The organism is Paraburkholderia dilworthii (genome assembly GCF_000472525.1).
Taxonomy (GTDB): Bacteria; Pseudomonadota; Gammaproteobacteria; order Burkholderiales; family Burkholderiaceae; genus Paraburkholderia; species Paraburkholderia dilworthii.
The window spans coordinates 12,079-28,866 of sequence record NZ_AWZT01000040.1 but is presented as its reverse complement, the minus strand read 5'-3'; the positions used below and the strand labels follow the sequence as shown (position 1 = coordinate 28,866).

Annotated in this window: 17 protein-coding genes; 13 read left to right on the top strand and 4 right to left on the bottom strand. The window is 62.9% G+C overall.

Annotated features, from left to right (window positions below; translation table 11 throughout):
- Positions 1–97: 97 nt before the first annotated feature.
- A complete protein-coding gene (locus tag F759_RS0126935) occupies positions 98–1,564 on the bottom strand; it encodes an esterase-like activity of phytase family protein (protein WP_027802592.1) in 1,467 nt (488 codons plus the stop codon).
- A gap of 95 nt (positions 1,565–1,659) precedes the next feature.
- Here F759_RS0126935 and F759_RS42905 point away from each other — a divergent pair, with 95 nt between their 5' ends.
- From F759_RS42905 to F759_RS0126920, 3 genes are all read left to right on the top strand, one after another.
- Complete coding sequence (locus tag F759_RS42905; protein WP_154670920.1) at positions 1,660–1,803, top strand: hypothetical protein; 144 nt, start codon at positions 1,660–1,662, stop codon at positions 1,801–1,803.
- A 411-nt stretch (positions 1,804–2,214) separates the two neighbouring features.
- Positions 2,215–2,763 (top strand): DUF3005 domain-containing protein, encoded by a 549-nt coding sequence (locus F759_RS0126925; protein ID WP_027802591.1) that lies wholly within the window; start codon positions 2,215–2,217, stop codon positions 2,761–2,763.
- 137 nt (positions 2,764–2,900) lie between these two features.
- Complete coding sequence (locus F759_RS0126920) at positions 2,901–4,730, top strand: ABC transporter ATP-binding protein (protein ID WP_027802590.1); 1,830 nt, start codon at positions 2,901–2,903, stop codon at positions 4,728–4,730.
- A 42-nt stretch (positions 4,731–4,772) separates the two neighbouring features.
- Here the strand turns inward: F759_RS0126920 and F759_RS44355 are convergent, their stop codons facing one another.
- Entirely contained in the window at positions 4,773–5,168 is a 396-nt protein-coding gene (locus F759_RS44355) for a hypothetical protein (RefSeq protein WP_244438921.1), read from the bottom strand.
- A gap of 79 nt (positions 5,169–5,247) precedes the next feature.
- Here F759_RS44355 and F759_RS0126910 point away from each other — a divergent pair, with 79 nt between their 5' ends.
- From F759_RS0126910 to F759_RS44880, 10 genes are all read left to right on the top strand, one after another.
- The gene (locus F759_RS0126910) at positions 5,248–6,144 is read left to right on the top strand and encodes a LysR substrate-binding domain-containing protein (RefSeq protein WP_027802588.1); all 897 of its coding nucleotides are present in this window, start codon (positions 5,248–5,250) and stop codon (positions 6,142–6,144) included.
- A 209-nt stretch (positions 6,145–6,353) separates the two neighbouring features.
- Positions 6,354–7,103, top strand: a complete 750-nt coding sequence (locus F759_RS0126905; RefSeq protein ID WP_027802587.1) for an SDR family NAD(P)-dependent oxidoreductase — start codon at positions 6,354–6,356, stop codon at positions 7,101–7,103.
- Between the two features lie 77 nt (positions 7,104–7,180).
- The gene (locus F759_RS0126900; protein ID WP_027802586.1) at positions 7,181–8,509 is read left to right on the top strand and encodes an MFS transporter; all 1,329 of its coding nucleotides are present in this window, start codon (positions 7,181–7,183) and stop codon (positions 8,507–8,509) included.
- 36 nt (positions 8,510–8,545) lie between these two features.
- Positions 8,546–9,391 (top strand): transketolase, encoded by an 846-nt coding sequence (locus F759_RS0126895; protein WP_027802585.1) that lies wholly within the window; start codon positions 8,546–8,548, stop codon positions 9,389–9,391.
- Positions 9,388–10,398, top strand: coding sequence for a transketolase family protein (locus F759_RS0126890; RefSeq protein ID WP_036025356.1), 1,011 nt, complete (start codon positions 9,388–9,390; stop codon positions 10,396–10,398). Before F759_RS0126895 ends, F759_RS0126890 begins: the two co-directional genes overlap by 4 nt.
- Positions 10,399–10,506: 108 nt before the next feature.
- A complete protein-coding gene (locus tag F759_RS0126885; protein WP_027802583.1) occupies positions 10,507–10,827 on the top strand; it encodes a DUF1330 domain-containing protein in 321 nt (106 codons plus the stop codon).
- Positions 10,828–10,974: 147 nt separating this feature from the next.
- On the top strand, positions 10,975–12,039 hold the full coding sequence (gene selD / locus F759_RS0126880; protein WP_027802582.1) for a selenide, water dikinase SelD: 1,065 nt from the start codon (positions 10,975–10,977) through the stop codon (positions 12,037–12,039).
- Positions 12,040–12,178: 139 nt separating this feature from the next.
- On the top strand, positions 12,179–13,246 hold the full coding sequence (gene mnmH, locus F759_RS0126875) for a tRNA 2-selenouridine(34) synthase MnmH (protein WP_027802581.1): 1,068 nt from the start codon (positions 12,179–12,181) through the stop codon (positions 13,244–13,246).
- A 24-nt stretch (positions 13,247–13,270) separates the two neighbouring features.
- A complete protein-coding gene (locus tag F759_RS0126870) occupies positions 13,271–14,329 on the top strand; it encodes a permease (protein WP_027802580.1) in 1,059 nt (352 codons plus the stop codon).
- Positions 14,326–14,460, top strand: a complete 135-nt coding sequence (locus F759_RS44880; protein WP_027802579.1) for a hypothetical protein — start codon at positions 14,326–14,328, stop codon at positions 14,458–14,460. Before F759_RS0126870 ends, F759_RS44880 begins: the two co-directional genes overlap by 4 nt.
- 64 nt (positions 14,461–14,524) lie before the next feature.
- Here F759_RS44880 and F759_RS0126860 read toward each other — a convergent pair whose 3' ends face one another.
- Positions 14,525–15,835, bottom strand: a complete 1,311-nt coding sequence (locus F759_RS0126860) for an MFS transporter (protein ID WP_036025353.1) — start codon at positions 15,833–15,835, stop codon at positions 14,525–14,527.
- A 162-nt stretch (positions 15,836–15,997) separates the two neighbouring features.
- Positions 15,998–16,741, bottom strand: coding sequence for a GntR family transcriptional regulator (locus F759_RS0126855; RefSeq protein ID WP_027802577.1), 744 nt, complete (start codon positions 16,739–16,741; stop codon positions 15,998–16,000).
- Positions 16,742–16,788 lie beyond the last annotated feature (47 nt).

Genomic DNA, 16,788 nt, shown 5'->3' with positions numbered 1-16,788 from the left:
GCTTTAGCATCGACGCGTAGCGCGCCCGCGTTGGCGGACGCGCTACGGAGTGTGAAGCGCGAACGAATCGCGCCGTCGTGATTCCAGAATGGATGCGTCAATGATCGTCGTCGTGATCGGGTGCGCACACGTGCTCATCGTGACCACGCCCTTTGCCTCGGCCAACGCCAACGAGCTTTTGCGCGACGTATGCCGGCAACTCGCTCGCGTCCCACGCAAACACGAAGAACCGGTTCGGATTCGCGATACCGGCGGGATGATTCGTGTCGGTGACCGTGCCGATGAAGTCGTTGTCGTTGGCGACAAAGAGCGTGTGCTTTTTCACGCCGCCAACCACGACATCCGGGCCGAATGCGAGGCCCTCGAGCTTCGCCGGAATGTCGTTCGGGCTATAGCCATGCGCGCTCAGTTGCGCGACCACATCGAGAAAGAGTGCTTTCTGCACGGCATACGGTGCGAGGCCGGCCTGGCCACTCGCGCTGCTCACGTCCTGCGCGCCTGCCAGGTCGATGTGGAAAACCCTCTTGAAAGCAGCGGTCGAATTGTCGCCGAGACCTTTGCCGTCGCGCTCGTCCACCAGCAACTCGTGATCGTTGACCGCGACCACGTCGCTGATGGTCGGATATTTCGGCTTCGCCGTCGTGCCGATGTTCGTGAGTGGATACGCGAACTGCATGGTCTTGCCGGTGCGAACGTCGATCTTCACGATGCGCGTGTAGGCGCCATCCGTGCCGCCGTCCTGGATCAGCGGGCTTTGCATCGCGCCGAAAAGCGTCTTGCCGTCAGGCGAAATTGCAAGACCTTCCATGCCCTTGTTCGCGACGCGGCCCGCCGTGTTCTGCGCGATTTCATTGTTGCCGATCGGGCTGAGCGCAGACACTGCAAACATATCCGGGAGCTTGTACGTGTCGATGCGCAGGCCGGTGCGCCGATCGAAACGATAGACATAGGGACCGTACTCGTCCGAGATGAATACGCTATCTCCGTCGTTGCTCACGCGCACGCTCTCGGGATCGAAACGCCCGTCGCGGTCGTTGGTCGAGAGACGCGTGGGATCGAAATTGTCGGAACGGCCCGTGAAGTAATGCGTGCGATGGCGGACGTTGAGCGCGGGCGCGCCGTCGGGCACACCTGCGGCCGCGCCCGTTCCATAGACGAGTTTGTCCGAGGTATGCAGCAACGTCGTAGCGATCAGCTTCGGCGTCAGCGAATACGGCAGCGTGGCGCCGGCGGCGCTCAGTTCCAGATGCAGGCGCAAGGTCTGGAAGCGATTGATGTACGACGCGGTATCGTCGATGGCCGCGTTATACGACACGGCATTCGGGCCGCGGTCGGGTACGGCGACGAACGTATGGCATCCCGCGTACGCAATGCCTGAACCGAGCCCACCGAGCAGATTGCCCGCTACGCCGTTTTCGAGCGGCGCCGCCGTTTCCTTCGACAGATCGCCGGTCAGGCCCCCAAGCTGGCCGACCGCGATGAGATCGACCGCGGCATGCGCCGCCGTCGCGAACATGAGCGACGAGGCGATCGCCGTGACAGCAATCAGTGTTGAACGAGACACGATGTCTTCCTTTGTATGGACGCTTGTTGTAGACGTGTCCGGCGCCGGACTTCATCCAGGTACTTGCCGGCATGGATGTTCAAGCATGAGGAGACATGGCCAGCGCGCAGGCGTTGGCCGAGCAATGGCCGCCGGTAATAGTGAGTGAGGTATATGACCGGATGGTGACGCTTGCGCTGGCCCGGCTCGCGTGTTGGCTGAACGCTTCCGAACAGCGTCCGCGTATCGTCGATCACTGAGCTTTCGGCGACTGCAGCCAATTCGGCCAGATGATGAAATTCCCGTCGCGGCCTTTCCGCGCATGTCCATGCCGCTACAAGGCGCCGTCGGCTAGCGGAGGCTCACGCGCCGCGACCTATTACGGCGCCGTCACCGCGCCGAGCCTCGCCAACTAACCACTTGCGCGAACCCACCGCTCGCCGCGAACCCGCCTGCCGGGAACGTTCGCTGCGAGCGTGAAGCAGGGTGCCCGCCATCGCGACGACGCAAGTCCTCCGCGAATCGGGCGCCGGTCACTTTTTTCAACGCTTCATGTAACCCTTTCACGCGATGCTTTCGCGTGAAGATTTTCAGCGGACTCCGCGAAACGGAAATAGCGGCCGGCGTTGCGCGCCGCCTACCGTCGAGTCCCTAACGGCAGGAGTAGCGACATGCAGAACGCAGAACAGAATCCCTCGCAAAATCAGCAGAATGAAATGGCCGCAAAGAGTCCGGCGCATACACCGGCCACCGGCACGGCCTCTCCGGACGCTCGCACTCAAGCGAAGGAGTTCGGCAGCTCGCCCAATGCTGGCGCAGCGGAGCCGACAGGACGCACGAACAACCTCACCGTCGATTCCCCTGACCCGGTGCAGCGAGCAAGCAGCCGCACCGTCTCGGTCGATGCAGCCAACACGGCCTCGACCGACAACACGGTCGACACCGACGGCAAGAGCCTCGAAGCGAAGCGAGGACTTTCCTCATGGCACGACAACGTGATCTCGTCGAACGCGACGCTGGAAAACAACGTCCCCGCGCCCGCGACGGGCCTCGGCGGCATCGACAGCCGCGCCGGCGGAAACCTGCCCATGATCGCGCCGCGCGACGGCTGGCATGTGACGCATCGCGGCACCGTCTACATCGAGCGAAGGAACGGCTCATTGGCGGAGCACGTCGTTCAGTTCGACGCGCCGGGCACAGACGGCGCCAACGAAACCTGACCCGCTGCAATACAGGGTTCCGGAGTTGCCGCGCAAGGCACGACCCTTGCGTAATCTCTTCGCCGGTCACATGGAACGCCTCCTTCCCCGGAAGCAAACCTTGTCGCCTGCCGGCGCGCAAATTCGGGAAGGGCACCATGCAACTCGTCGACGAGAGCGATCGGGGCCGCGCGAGCCGCGTGCGCGGGCGGCGGCGCTCGCGCGTTCTGTCCCGCTATGCGGGTCGGCCGCTGCGGCTCATCTGGCGCTACGTCGGGCGCCATAAAGTGGCTCACGCCGTCGTGCTCGGTAGCGTCGTGGCCGCGGTCGGTTTCGCGCTCGCGTCGCAATACGGCATCCGCAATCTGATCGATGCGCTCCCGCGCGGACACTCGCATCCCGAGGCGCTCGGATACGCGTTTGCCGTGCTGGTCGGCCTCATTCTCGCGGACAATTTGATGTGGCGCGTCGCGGGCTGGGTTGCCGCGCGTGCGTTCGTGCGCGTGACGGGCGACATTCGCCAGGACATGTTCGACTATCTGCTCGGACACGCGCCGTCTTTTTTCGCGGATAAACAGCCGGGCGTCCTGTCGAGCCGTGTGTCGGCCACGGCCAACGCGGTGTATGTGATCGAAAACACGGTTGCATGGACCGCGTTGCCGCCGACGCTCACGGTGATCGGCGCGATTGTCATGGTCGCAACCGTGAGCCTTCCGATGAGCGTCGCGCTCGTCGCCATCGCCGCGCTGCTCACCGCGTGTCTGTTCTGGCTCGCGCGCAAGGGCACCTCGCGGCATGAGGCCTTCGCGAGCCAGGCCGCTGCGGTGGACGGCGAACTCGTCGACGTGATCGGCAACATGGGACTCGTGCGCGGGTTCTGCGCAGTAAATGCGGAGCTGCGGCGTTTCGACGGCCATCTGCACGCCGAGGCCGTGGCACGCAAGCGCAGCCTGTTGTACCTGGAGAAGCTGCGCCTGCTGCATGCGCTGGCCACCGCGTTGCTGTCGGCCGGCGTGCTCGGCTGGACCATCTGGCTATGGACGCAAGGTAGAGCGACCACCGGCGACGTGGTTCTCGTCGGCTCGTTGGGCTTTGCGATCCTGCATGGTTCGCGTGACGTTGCGGTGGCATTCGTCGACTTGACGCAGCACGTGGCGCGTCTCGCCGAAGCATCGCAAACCTTGCTCACGCCTTATTCGATGCCCGAAGCACCGAAGGCGATACCGCTGACGGTGCGTGAAGCGACGGTCGATTTCGACAAGGTCTCCTTCGCTTATCCGGGCCGCAGACCCGTATTGAGCGAGCTCACGCTGCATATCGAAGCGGGCGAACGCGTGGGACTGGTCGGGCCGTCCGGCGCGGGAAAATCGACTGTGCTCGCGTTGCTTCAGCACTTCTACGAGCCGGCCGCCGGATGCGTGCGCATTTCCGGTCAGGACATTTCGCAAGTGACGCTGGAAAGCCTGCAAGCGGCGATTTCGGTGGTGCCGCAGGACGTGACGCTGCTTCATCGCTCACTACTCGAGAACATCCGCTATGGCTGTCCCGATGCAAGCGAAGCCGATGTGAAGCGCGCCTGCGAAGACGCGAGCTGCATGGATTTCATTGCGGCATTGCCGGACGGTTTGAACACGATAGCGGGCGACCGCGGCACGAAGCTCTCCGGCGGGCAACGTCAGCGCATCGCGATTGCCCGCGCGATCCTGAAGGACTCGCCAATACTTCTGCTCGACGAGGCGACCTCCGCGCTGGACACCGCTTCGGAAATCGTCATTCAAGCCGCGCTCGAACGCCTGATGAAAAATCGCACGGTGATTGCGATTGCGCATCGGCTATCGACGTTGCAGTCATTCGACCGCATCATCGTGATGAACCGGGGCCGCGTCGTTCAGGAAGGCACGCCTGCCCGGCTGGCTCAGATACCCGGCATTTATCGCGATACGCTGGCGCGCCACGGCCGGCGCACCCCGGCGCATACGCTGAACTGAGCGCGAGTTGCTCGACGCCTGCGCCGCAATGCGGGGCGAACGCTAGCCGTCCATGCGCTCGCCTTCTGCCCTCATCAACTCGATCAGACGCTGGGCGGATATCCGGTAAGTGGTGAGCTGCTGAACGCCCCATTCCGAGCGCTCCGTTTCGACCAGCAAAACGAACCGGCCGTCCGGGCTCGCCTCCAGGTGCTGCATGTTGAGCATTTCCTCGCCGGCAATATCTGTTTCCTGCCCGAGCGTCATGACACCCTTCGCGCCACATCCCATGCCACGCCTCCATGCCGTTGCCACCAGCAATCGCGGGCCTGCTTCGTCGTCTGCATCGACCCGAAAAAAAGCCAGCAAAGCGCGTACCGGCGAAGCAGTTGTCCAGCTTTGACGGATAATCACGGCTGCGTGTGCGCAGTTGCTGCGCCGCAGCCAGGCTGCTTTCATGGCTTACCGCACTGTTGCGCTCGCCTTTGCAATGCGAGCATCGGCAACGCTTCATAACCGACACTCAGAAGACTTCGCCATGCGCATACCACCCGTCAAAGCCATCATCGCTTTCGAGAGCGTGGCCCGAACCGGGAGCGTCAATCGTGCGTCGGAGGAGCTTGGGTTGACCGCTTCCGCGGTGAGCCATCAGATCAGCAATCTCGAGTCGATCATCGGCCAGGCACTGTTCTATCGCTCCGGCCGGGGCCTCGTGCTCACGCCGACAGGCGAGCGCTATCTGTCGGACGTGACGGGTTCTCTCGCGGATCTGAGCCGCGCGACCGAGCGCGCATCGAGCCGTAGAGAAGTCGAGATTCTGCGTGTGCATTCGAGCCCAAGCTTCGGGCTCATGTGGCTGCTGCCGCGGCTCGCGTCGTTTCAGGAAGCGAATGGGGACATTCAATTAAACCTGGCCTGCTCATACGAAGACGTGTCGTTCACAAGCGGCTATTACGACATCGACATACGTCACGGTTACGCGAACTGGCGCGATCTCGAAGTGCGGACGCTGCGCAACGAGTTCATCGCGCCGCTCGCATCGCCGGCATATTTGCAGAACCACCCGGTGAAGACGCCGGAAGATCTGCTCGCGCATCGCCTGATCTACTCGGAGACACCGCTCGTTCAGTGGAAGCAATGGTTCGGGCGCACCGGGGTGTCCGCCGCACACAAGACCTTCGATTTCTCTTTCGACCGTTCGTACATGTCGCTCGAAACCGCGGCGCTCGGGCTCGGCATCGCGCTCGAAAGTCTGATGCTTGCGTCGGTGCGGATCAAGGAAGGCGCGCTCGTGCCGGTGTTCGATCACTCGCATGCAGTCGAGGTCGGCGCGCATCATCTCGTATATCCGCCACAAAATGCGGAGTTGCCGCGCGTCGCGCGATTCATCGCGTGGATCGAGCGGGAGATCGGTCATAGAGCGCGCGCGGCCTAGAAGTCGCCGGCAGATCGACACCAGGGTATTCCAGCATCTTCCTCGTTCGTGGATAGGTTCGCGGCCCGCAAACCGTGGCGCAGCAAGCGCCCCGCTCTCCCAGACGGACACCTGAAAATTTCTCAAGCATAGTTGAGCCGGACCGCGTTGATGCGACGCGCGGCGTGCCGGACACTTGCGCCATCACATCAACATTCAGGAGACAAGTGATGCTGCTCGAGAACAAGGTGGTTATCGTCACGGGCGCGGCTTCCCCGCGTGGAATCGGCAAAGCGACTGCCCAAGCACTGGCAGCACAGGGCGCGCGCGTCGTGATTCTCGATCTGCGCGAGGAAGACGCCAAAGCAGCCGCCGCCGACCTCGGCGCGGCACACCTCGGCCTCGGCTGCGACGTCACCGACAAAGCCGCGTGCGTGAAAGCCGCAACGGCGACGCTCGAACGCTATGGCCGCATCGACGGCCTCGTCAATAACGCAGGCATCACACAGCCGGTACGCACGATGGATATCACCGCCGACGGCTTCGACGCGATCGTCGATGTGAATCTGCGCGGCACGCTCTACATGTCGCAAGCCGTATTGCCGGCGATGAAGGAACAGAAGCACGGCAGCATCGTGTGCATGTCGTCGGTGTCGGCGCAACGCGGCGGCGGCATTTTCGGCGGCCCGCATTACAGCGCGGCGAAAGCCGGTGTGCTCGGTCTTGCGCGTGCGATGGCCCGCGAATTCGGTCCCGACAGCATTCGCGTCAACTCGATCACGCCGGGTCTGATCCAGACCGACATCACCGGCGACAAGCTCACCGCCGAGATGCGCGTGGACATCATCAAAGGCATTCCGCTCGGCCGTTTAGGCGACGCCGCCGATGTCGCGAACGCGTGCCTCTTTCTCGTGAGCGACCTCTCGACGTATCTGACGGGCATCACGCTCGACGTGAACGGCGGCATGCTGATTCATTGACGACAGCCGCCCGCCTGCGAGGCGGCGTGGTGTTCGCGGCACCCGGGCGAACCCGGGGCTCATGGAAGGAGACAAACATGAAATCGAAGTACAGTGCTTCGCCCATCGACGGCGATCTGTTGACACACGCGGACTCGACGAGCTTCGAGTCGCGCACCTATGCCAAAGTAAGCCGCAGGCTGATTCCGTTTCTCATGCTGTGCTATCTGGGCGCATATCTGGACCGCGTCAACGTCGGCTTTGCCAAACTACAGATGCTCAATGATCTGCGTTTCAGCGAAACCGTCTACGGCATGGGCGCGGGTATCTTCTTTCTCGGTTACTTCCTGTTCGAGGTGCCGAGCAATCTTGTGCTCCATCGTGTCGGTGCGCGCAAGTGGCTCGCGCGAATCATGCTGACGTGGGCGGTAATTTCGGCATCCTTTGTTTTCGTGAAGTCGCCCACCGCGTTCTATGTATTGCGCTTTCTGCTCGGCGTTGCGGAAGCGGGCTTCGCGCCCGGTGTGATTCTTTATCTGACGTACTGGTTTCCCGCTGCGCGCCGGGCCAAGGCGCTTTCGCTCTTTTTTATGGCGATTCCGCTTGCGGGCATAGTCGGCGGTCCGGTGTCGGGCTGGATCATGCATTCGCTTCACGGCGCAATGGACATGGCCGGCTGGAAGTGGCTGTTCATGCTCGAAGCGCTGCCGTCGCTCGTGCTCGGCGTCGCGATTCTTCTTTATCTCGACGACGGCATTGCCAAGGCGAAATGGCTCACCGAGTCGGAAAAGAATCTGCTTGCACGCAATGTCGCCGGCGATAACGCGCACACCACCGCTCACGTTTCGATCCGCTCGTTCATCGGCGACCGCCGCTTGTGGCTGATGGCCGCGATCTATTTCTGCGTGGTACTCGGCCAGTACGGGCTGACTTTCTGGCTGCCGACGATCATCCGTAAATCAGGTGTCGCCGATCCGCTGTGGGTGGGCGTGTTCACCGCGATTCCGTATCTGTGCGCGATCATCGCGTTGCCGCTGATCGGCATGAGCGCGGACCGCCGCCGTGAACGCAGGCTTCACCTGGCCATTCCGATGCTGATCGCGGCAGCGGGCTTTGCGGTCCTGCCTACGCTCAGCAGCGTGCCCGCGTCGATCGTGTGTTTGAGCATTGCGGCTGCCGGCATCCTCGCGTCGTCCTCGCAGTTCTGGTCGCTGCCGACGGCATTGCTCGGCGGCATGTCGGCCGCAGCCGGCATCGCAGCCGTGAACTGTTTCGCCAACCTCGCGGGCTTCTTTTCTCCCGCAATCGTGGGCTGGCTCAACGATCTGACAGGCCGGTCGACCGCGGGGCTGATCTTCATTTCGGTTGCAGTCACGCTTGGCGCCTGCCTCGTCTTTCTGGTGCCCGCGAAATCCGTCAACCGCTGACCCTTTTCAACTACTCCGCTGATCACAGGAGACGACATGAACAATCCAACTGATGCGTCGACGGCATCGCTTGCCGAGCACGCTTATCGCATCCGAAAAAACGCGCTGTTAATGGGCGAGGTGCAGGGCCAGGGCTATATCGGCCAGGCGCTCGACATTGCCGACGTGCTGGCCGTCGCGTACTTCGGCGCAATGCGCTATCGCCCGGAAGATCCCGAGTGGGAAGAACGCGACCGCTTTCTGCTCTCCAACGGACACTACGCGATCGCGTTGTACGCGGCGCTGCTCGAAGCCGGCATTCTGCCCGCCGAAGAACTGGAGACCTACGGCAGCGACGACAGCCGTCTGCCCATGTCCGGCATGGCGAGCTACACGCCCGGCATGGAGATGTCCGGCGGCTCGCTCGGACACGGCCTGACGATCGCGGTCGGCCGGTGCCTCGGACTCAAACGCAAGGGCTCGAAGTCGTTCGTGTATACGCTGTTCTCCGACGGCGAACTCGATGAAGGCGCGATTTGGGAAGGCATCATGTCCGCGAGCCACTGGAAGCTCGACAACCTGATTGCAGTGGTAGACGTGAACAACCAGCAGGCCGACGGACCGTCGACGCAGATCATGGCGTTCGAACCGCTAGTCGAAAAGCTCGAAGCGTTCGGCTGGTTCACGCAACGCGTGGACGGCAACGATATCGGTGCCGTGGCCGCCGCGTTCGATGCAGCCCGCAAGCATTCCGGCACGCAGCCGCGCATGATTGTCGCGGATACGCGCATGGGTTGCGGAGTGCCGTTCCTCGAAGAACGCGAAAAGAACCACTTTATCCGCGTCGATGCGCACGAATGGCAATTGGCGCTCGAAGCACTGGAAGCAGGGAGACAAGCATGACAAGCATCAGCAACGCAACCACGAGCAAACCGCGCCTGAAGACTTCGGCGATGATCGCGTCCATTGCCGGTGAAGGCCAGCTCACGCGCTCGGCGCCGTTCGGTCACGCGCTCGTCGAACTGGCTCGACAGAAGACGAATGTTGTCGGCATGACCGCCGACCTCGGCAAGTACACAGACCTGCACATCTTCGCGAAGGAGTTTCCCGAGCGCTATTACCAGATGGGCATGGCCGAACAATTGCTGATGGGTGCGGCGGCGGGTCTCGCGCACGAAGGCGCGCAGCCGTTCGTCACGACCTATGCGGTGTTCGCGACGCGCCGTGCGTATGACTTCATGCACCAGGCCATCGCGGAAGACAATCTCGACGTGAAGATAGTCTGCGCATTGCCGGGTCTGACGACGGGTTACGGCCCAAGCCACCAGGCCGCTGAAGACCTCGCGCTGATGCGCGCAATGCCGAACATGACCGTCATCGATCCGTGCGATGCGCTCGATATCGAACAGATGGTGCCCGCGATTGCCGCGCACAACGGCCCTGTATATGCACGCCTATTGCGCGGCAATGTGCCTGCCATGCTCGACGAATACGACTACACGTTCGAACTCGGCAAGGCAAAGATGCTGCGCGACGGTGCCGAAGTGCTCGTCATCTCGTCGGGCATCATGACCATGCGTGCACTGGAAGTCGCGAAGGCGCTGGAACGCGAGCACATCGGCGTGGGCGTGCTGCACGTGCCGACCATCAAGCCGCTCGACACGCAGACGATTCTGCGAGAAGCGAAGCGTTCCGGCAGGCTCGTCGTGGTGGCGGAGAACCATACGACGATTGGCGGGCTCGGTGAAGCGGTTGCAGCCGAACTGATGCGCGCCGGTGTGTCGTGTGCGTTCAAACAGGTCGCGCTGCCCGATGCGTTCCTCGCTGCCGGGGCATTGCCGACGCTGCACGACCGCTATGGCATTTCGACATCGGCGATGATCGAGGCGATCAAGGGCTGGCTGGTTTAATCCGCGTATGGCGATTCCATTACCTGCGAGGTAATCGACACACGGCCGGACGAAGGCAATCATACGCAGCATGCAAGTTCGAATTTCTCCATGCGTAAAGGAGTGACCATGACTGCGTATGCGATTGCCCATTTGCACGAGGTTGATATGTGCGCCGAAATCGTCGAATACCTTGAACGTATCGACGCCACGCTCGCGCCGTTCGGCGGCCATTTCATCGTGCACGGTGCACGACCGGAAATCGTCGAAGGCGAGTGGCACGGCGACCTGATCGCAATTGCGTTTCCCGATCTCGCGGCAGCGCGCGCCTGGTATGCGTCGGACGCGTATCGGCGCATCCTGCCGTTGCGCATGCAGCATGCTCGCGGACCGGTGATTCTCGTCGACGGCGTGGACGGGAATCACAAAGCGACCGACATCCTGCGTTGAATCCTGCGCCGGGCACGATGCGACGCGGCGCTGCCCGAAGCCCACAGCCCGCGGCCCGGCTGGCGGCCCGGCTCGCGGCCAATCCGCAGCGCAACGAGTCCACAACCCTCATAATGCGATCATTCGAAGCCACAGATTCGCGCCACGATGATCGACACTCAAGCTCAAGCCAGCTCCTCGCCCCGCCTGACCAGCCTGTCGCACGGCGGCGGCTGCGGCTGCAAGATCGCCCCCGGCCTGCTCGCAGATCTGCTCAAGCGTAGCGCGCCGCTGCCGTTCTTCCCCGACCTGCTGGTCGGCAACGATACTGCCGACGACGCCGCCGTCTACAAGCTCAACGACGAGCAGGCCATTGTCGCGACCACGGATTTCTTCATGCCGATCGTCGACGATCCGTTCGACTTCGGCCGCATTGCCGCGACCAACGCACTCTCCGACGTCTATGCAATGGGCGGCAAACCGCTGATGGCACTCGCCATCGTCGGCATGCCGATCAACGTGTTGCCGCACGACGTGATTGCGGCGGTGCTCAAAGGCGGCGAGTCGGTGTGCGCCGACGCAGGCATTCCGCTCGCGGGCGGGCATTCGATCGACTCAGTGGAGCCGATCTACGGTCTCGTCGCGATTGGCGTGGTCGATCCGCGGCGGGTGAAGCGCAACGCGGGCGCGCAGGCCGGCGACGTGCTGATTCTCGGCAAACCGCTCGGCGTCGGCGTGCTTTCGGCCGCGCTGAAGAAAGACCGGCTCGACGCAAGCGGCTACGCCGCGATGATCGGCGCGACGACCAAGCTCAACCGGCCAGGCGCCGAACTCGCCGCGCTCGACGGCGTACATGCGCTCACGGACATCACCGGCTTTGGGCTGCTCGGCCATACGCTGGAACTGGCGCGCGGCTCGAATCTGACCGCACGTGTGCGTTACGCCGATCTGCCGTGGCTGCCGGGCGTCGTCGAATTTGCTGACGCGGGCGTTTTCACGGGTGCGTCCGGTCGCAACTGGAACGCCTACGGTAAAGACATCACGTTGCCGGCGACGTTACCGGCGAGCGCGCGCACCTTGCTCACCGACCCGCAAACCTCGGGCGGCCTGCTGGTTTCCTGTTCGCCGGATAGTGTGGACGACGTCCTCGCGCTTTTTCACGCCGACGGTTTCGGCGACGCTCGCGTGATCGGCCAGATGGTGGCAGGCGAAGGGCGCGTCGAAGTGGTCTGAGAGAAAGTGGTCGAGGAGAAATCAGCGGCTGGCAAGGCGCCTGAAAGGTCCTGGAAAGCAGCGCCCTGCCGCCACTCGCGCCGCATGCGATAATTTCGGCCTTTCCGGCGTCCTTTGTCCGCTTTTCCTCCGTACACCCTTGAAAAACCTACTCGTCAGTCTCGATCAAGCAGGTGATTTCGATGAAATCATCGACGTACGCACGCCTCTCGAGTTCGCCGAGGACCATATTCCGGGTGCGATGAACGCGCCGGTGCTGAGCAACGAGGAACGGGTTCTGGTTGGCACGATGTACAAGCAGGTGTCGCCGTTCGAGGCCACGAAGGTCGGCGCGGCGCTGGTGGCCCGCAACATCGCGCGTCATCTGGAAACGACGTTCGCCAACCGGCCGCGCAACTGGCGACCGCTTATTTATTGCTGGCGCGGCGGCAAGCGCTCGGGCTCGGTCACATCGCTCTTCAACATGATCGGCTGGCCCGCGCGTCAACTCGACGGCGGCTACAAGACCTATCGGCGCGCGACCGTCGAGGCGCTCACCACGCTGCCGAGCCACTTTCGCTATGTCGCGCTGGTCGGCCCGACCGGCAGCGGCAAGACGCGGCTCCTCGCCGCGCTCCACGAAGCACGTGCACAGACGCTGGACCTCGAAGCGCTCGCCGCGCATCGCGGCTCGCTGCTCGGCGCGTGGGCGGGCGTCGCACAGCCGTCGCAAAAGGGCTTCGACACGTTGCTCGTGAGCGCGCTGCGCGGCTTCGATCCCGCGCGGCCGGTATTCGTCGAAGCGGAGAGCCGTCGCATCGGCGCGATCACGCTGCCGGTCGCGCTGCTCGAAACATTTCATCGCGGCGATTGCGTGGAAGTGGCGACGAGCCGCGAAGACCGCTCGGCGTTTCTGCTCAACGACTACGCACAGCTGTTCGACGATCCCGAATCGCTGAAGGCGCAACTCGAACGTTTGATCGGCTTGCATAGCCGCGAGCGCGTCGCCGGCTGGCAAAAACTCGTCGACGAAAACCGGCGCGCCGAACTCGCGAACGAGCTGATTGAACTGCACTACGATCCCGCCTACGCGCGCAGCAGCCATCAGCATTTCACACAACTGCCGCACGCGCTGCAAATCCAGTTCCGGCCGAACGACGCCGACGTCGTCGATCAGGCTAAAGCGCTGCTCGCGCAACTCGAAAAGCGCTCACCCATTCTTGTTTGATCCAACACCAACGCTCACAACAACATGCAATCAACCCTTCGACAACCCCGCGTCGCACTTGGCTGGGTGGTGTTCCTCGCGATCGCGGTCATCGGACTCTTCTACGTGAAGTGGTTTCCGTATTACAACCGCGCGTTCGTCGCCGCGAGCCAGCATTCGATCGGCAAGTCGATTCTGATGGGTACGTCGGCGAGTGCGCCGCAAGCGTCGTGGCAGTCCGCAATCGACTACGCGTTCGCCTACGGCAAGGCCATCTGGCAGGCAATGGTGCTGGGGCTTCTGCTTGGCTCCGCGGTGCAGGCGCTGATTCCGCCGCAATGGGTCGCACGCGCGCTCGGCCGCAGCGACTTCAGCAGCGTGGTAAAAGGCGGCCTGATGTCATTGCCCGGCATGATGTGCACGTGCTGCGCCGCGCCGGTGGTAGCGGGACTGCGCGCGCGGCAGGCGGCGCCCGGTGCTGCCATCGCATTCTGGCTCGGCAATACCGCGCTCAATCCCGCCACGCTGATCTTCATGGGCTTCGTGCTCGGCTGGCAGTGGATGGGCCTGCGGCTCGCTCTCGGTCTCGTGATGGTATTCGGCCTCGGCTATCTGGCGAACCGCATGGTGACGCCGAAGGAAGCCGAGGCGTCGCGCGAAGCCATCGCGCAACTCGTCGCCGCTGAAGAACCGGGCACCGCATTCACGCGCTGGGTGAAGATTCTCGGCAGGATGACGCTGCGTCTCGTGCCCGAATACATCGTGCTGGTGCTAATTCTCGGCGCGGCGCGCGCGTGGCTCTTTCCGCACATCGGGCCGGATATCGACAACAGCGCGTTGTGGATCGTCGCGCTGTCCATCGCCGGCACGCTGTTCGTGATTCCGACGGCGGGCGAAGTGCCGATCATTCAGGCGATGCTGTCGTTCGGCATGGCAGCCGGCCCGGCCGGCGCGCTGCTCATGACGCTGCCGCTGATCAGCGTACCGTCGATGGCGATGCTCGGGCGTTCGTTCCCGAAGCGCGTGCTGACCGTCGTCGCGTTCGCGGTGGTGGTCTGCGGCGTGGTGAGCGGCCTGCTCGCGGCGGGCCTGGGGCTCCGATGAAAAAGCTTGCCGTCTTTTCGCTCTCGTCGTGGTCGGCCGCGGCGCTTCTCTACTTCGGCCAACATTCGGTGGCGCTGATCGCCGTGACCGGTGTGGTCGTGCTGGCGAGCTTCGATCTGCTTCGCCCTTGAGGCGATTCAACAGCGTGTTATCGCGGCCGGGCGCACGCACGGCCGCTTCTTTATCCAGTGTGTCTTAACTAGACCGCACCGCGCCTGCTTCGAGTGTCATACGACGGCGCGCGCCGATCATAGCGGCAATGGCCGTACCGATCCCCAAGGTCAGCAGACATGCGGTGGGCACCAGCATCGGCGCGATCTGGCTGTGCGCGGTCTTGCCGACATAAGGCATCAGGTTCTGTCCCGCGAAGCCGCCCAGATTGCCGATCGCATTGATCGCCGCGACGCTCGCCGCCGCACGCGCGCCCGAGAAAAAGCGCGGCGGCAGCGACCAGAAGCACGGATACAGCAACGGAATGCACGCCCCGCCCAAGCACAACGCCGCAAAGCGCAGCGTCGCGGTCGGCAGCACGAGGCTCGACGCGAAGCACACCACACCAACGCCTGCCACGCTGCTCATCGCCTTCAGCACCACGCGCTCGCGCTTGAGCTTGCCGGGAAGCCACAACAGAAGCAGCGTCGCCAGCCCCCACGGAATCATATTGAGCACGCCATTGAGCGACGACGACACGCCATCGTTTTTCAGCAGCGTCGGCATCCAATATGTGACGCCGTAGAGCGACGTCGACATCAGCATGTAGGTCAGCGCGAACATCAGTACCTTGGGATCGAGCAGTGCGGCCCACGGATGCGTCGCCTTTGCATCGTCCGATGCCTCGCGCTTGAGTGCGGCGATCACCACATCCTTTTCCTGTTGCGAGAGGAACGGCGCGTCGCTCACCGAATTCGGCAGATACTTGAGCGCGACAAATGCAATCACCACGGCCGGCAAGCCGGTCGCGATAAATACCCACTGCCAGCCGGCAAATCCCCATGTGCCGCCTAGCGTGAGCAACAGGCCGCCGATCAGCGAGCCGAGCATGTTCGCAAGCGAACTGCCGAGCGTGAAGAAGCCAAGCACCTTCGTGCGATAGCTTTGCGGAAACCACTGCGTGAGGTAATAGATGACGCCCGGATAGAAACCGGCTTCAGCAACGCCCAACGCGAAACGGAACGAATAGAACACCGGCAGCGAACGGGCAAACGCCATCAGCACCGTCACGATGCCCCACGTCATCATGATGCGGGCGAGCCAGGCGCGCGCGCCGAAGCGATGCAACGCGAGCGTGCTCGGCACCTCGAACAGCAGATAGCCGATGAAAAAGAGCGACGCGCCCAGTCCGTACGATGCTTCGGTCATGCCGAGGTCGTGCACCATCTCCAGCTTGGCGAAGCCGACGTTCTGGCGGTCAATGAACGAAATCAGGAACATGACGATGAGAAGCGGCATTAACCGCCACGCCATCTTCTTCATGACCTGCTGCTCGAATGCTAGTTGTGTGGACATGGTTTCTCCGCTTGCCCGGCCCAATCGGCAAGTCAAATTCATGCAGTCATATATATGACTGCATGAATTGCGCACCGAGCGCCATGAGGTGATACCCGCATAGCGGGCCGAGTCGCCTCTGAATCGGAGTGCCCTCGCTCGAAAAAGCCAGCGAACGCAGGCCTAGCGGATTTCGACCTGATACTGGAATGTATCGGCCGCGCCGCGCGTGCTGCGCCATTCGAACGGCGTGCCGGCGAAGTCGGAGGCAACGCGGTGAACCAGGATCACCGGGCTGCCCGTTTTGATGCCGAGCAGGGAAGCTGTTTCGGCGGTAGCCTGTTCAACGCGGAGTACTTCCGTCGCCGACGCCACCATCTGCTTGCAGAGCCGTTCGTAGAGCGGGTACAGCAGGTCTTCGAATTTGTCGAGCGGCAACGTGGCAAGCGCTTCGAAACGCGAGCGCGGCAGCCAGATTTCCTCCGACAGAACCGTGCGCCCTTCGATCATTCGCACGCGCGACAGATGAATTGCCTTTTCCGACGCCTTCATCCCCAGAGCGTTGCGGACCTCTTCGTTGGGCTTCACCACTTCGCGCTTTAGCACGCGCGCAGTGGGCCGCACCGGCTCGCCGTCGCGCGAGACGAAGCGAAAGAAGCGGAACAGCGACGAGTCGAAGCGCGGCCGCCGCACGAACGTACCCTTGCCTTGAGTGCGCGTCAGCACGCCGTCGCTCACCAGCAGATCGATCGCCTTGCGCACGGTGCCGGTTGAAACGTTGTAGAACTGGCCGAGCTCGGCCTCGGTCGCGATGGCCTTTTCGGGCGCCCACTCGCCGGCCGCAATGCGGCTGACGAGATCGTCGCGCAACTGCTGGTAACGGGGTAGCCGGTCATCCGGCCTGGACACGAAGGACGCCGTATTCATGGATTCATACAGTTATGCAGAGGAGTAACTACTGTACCGCATTGCGC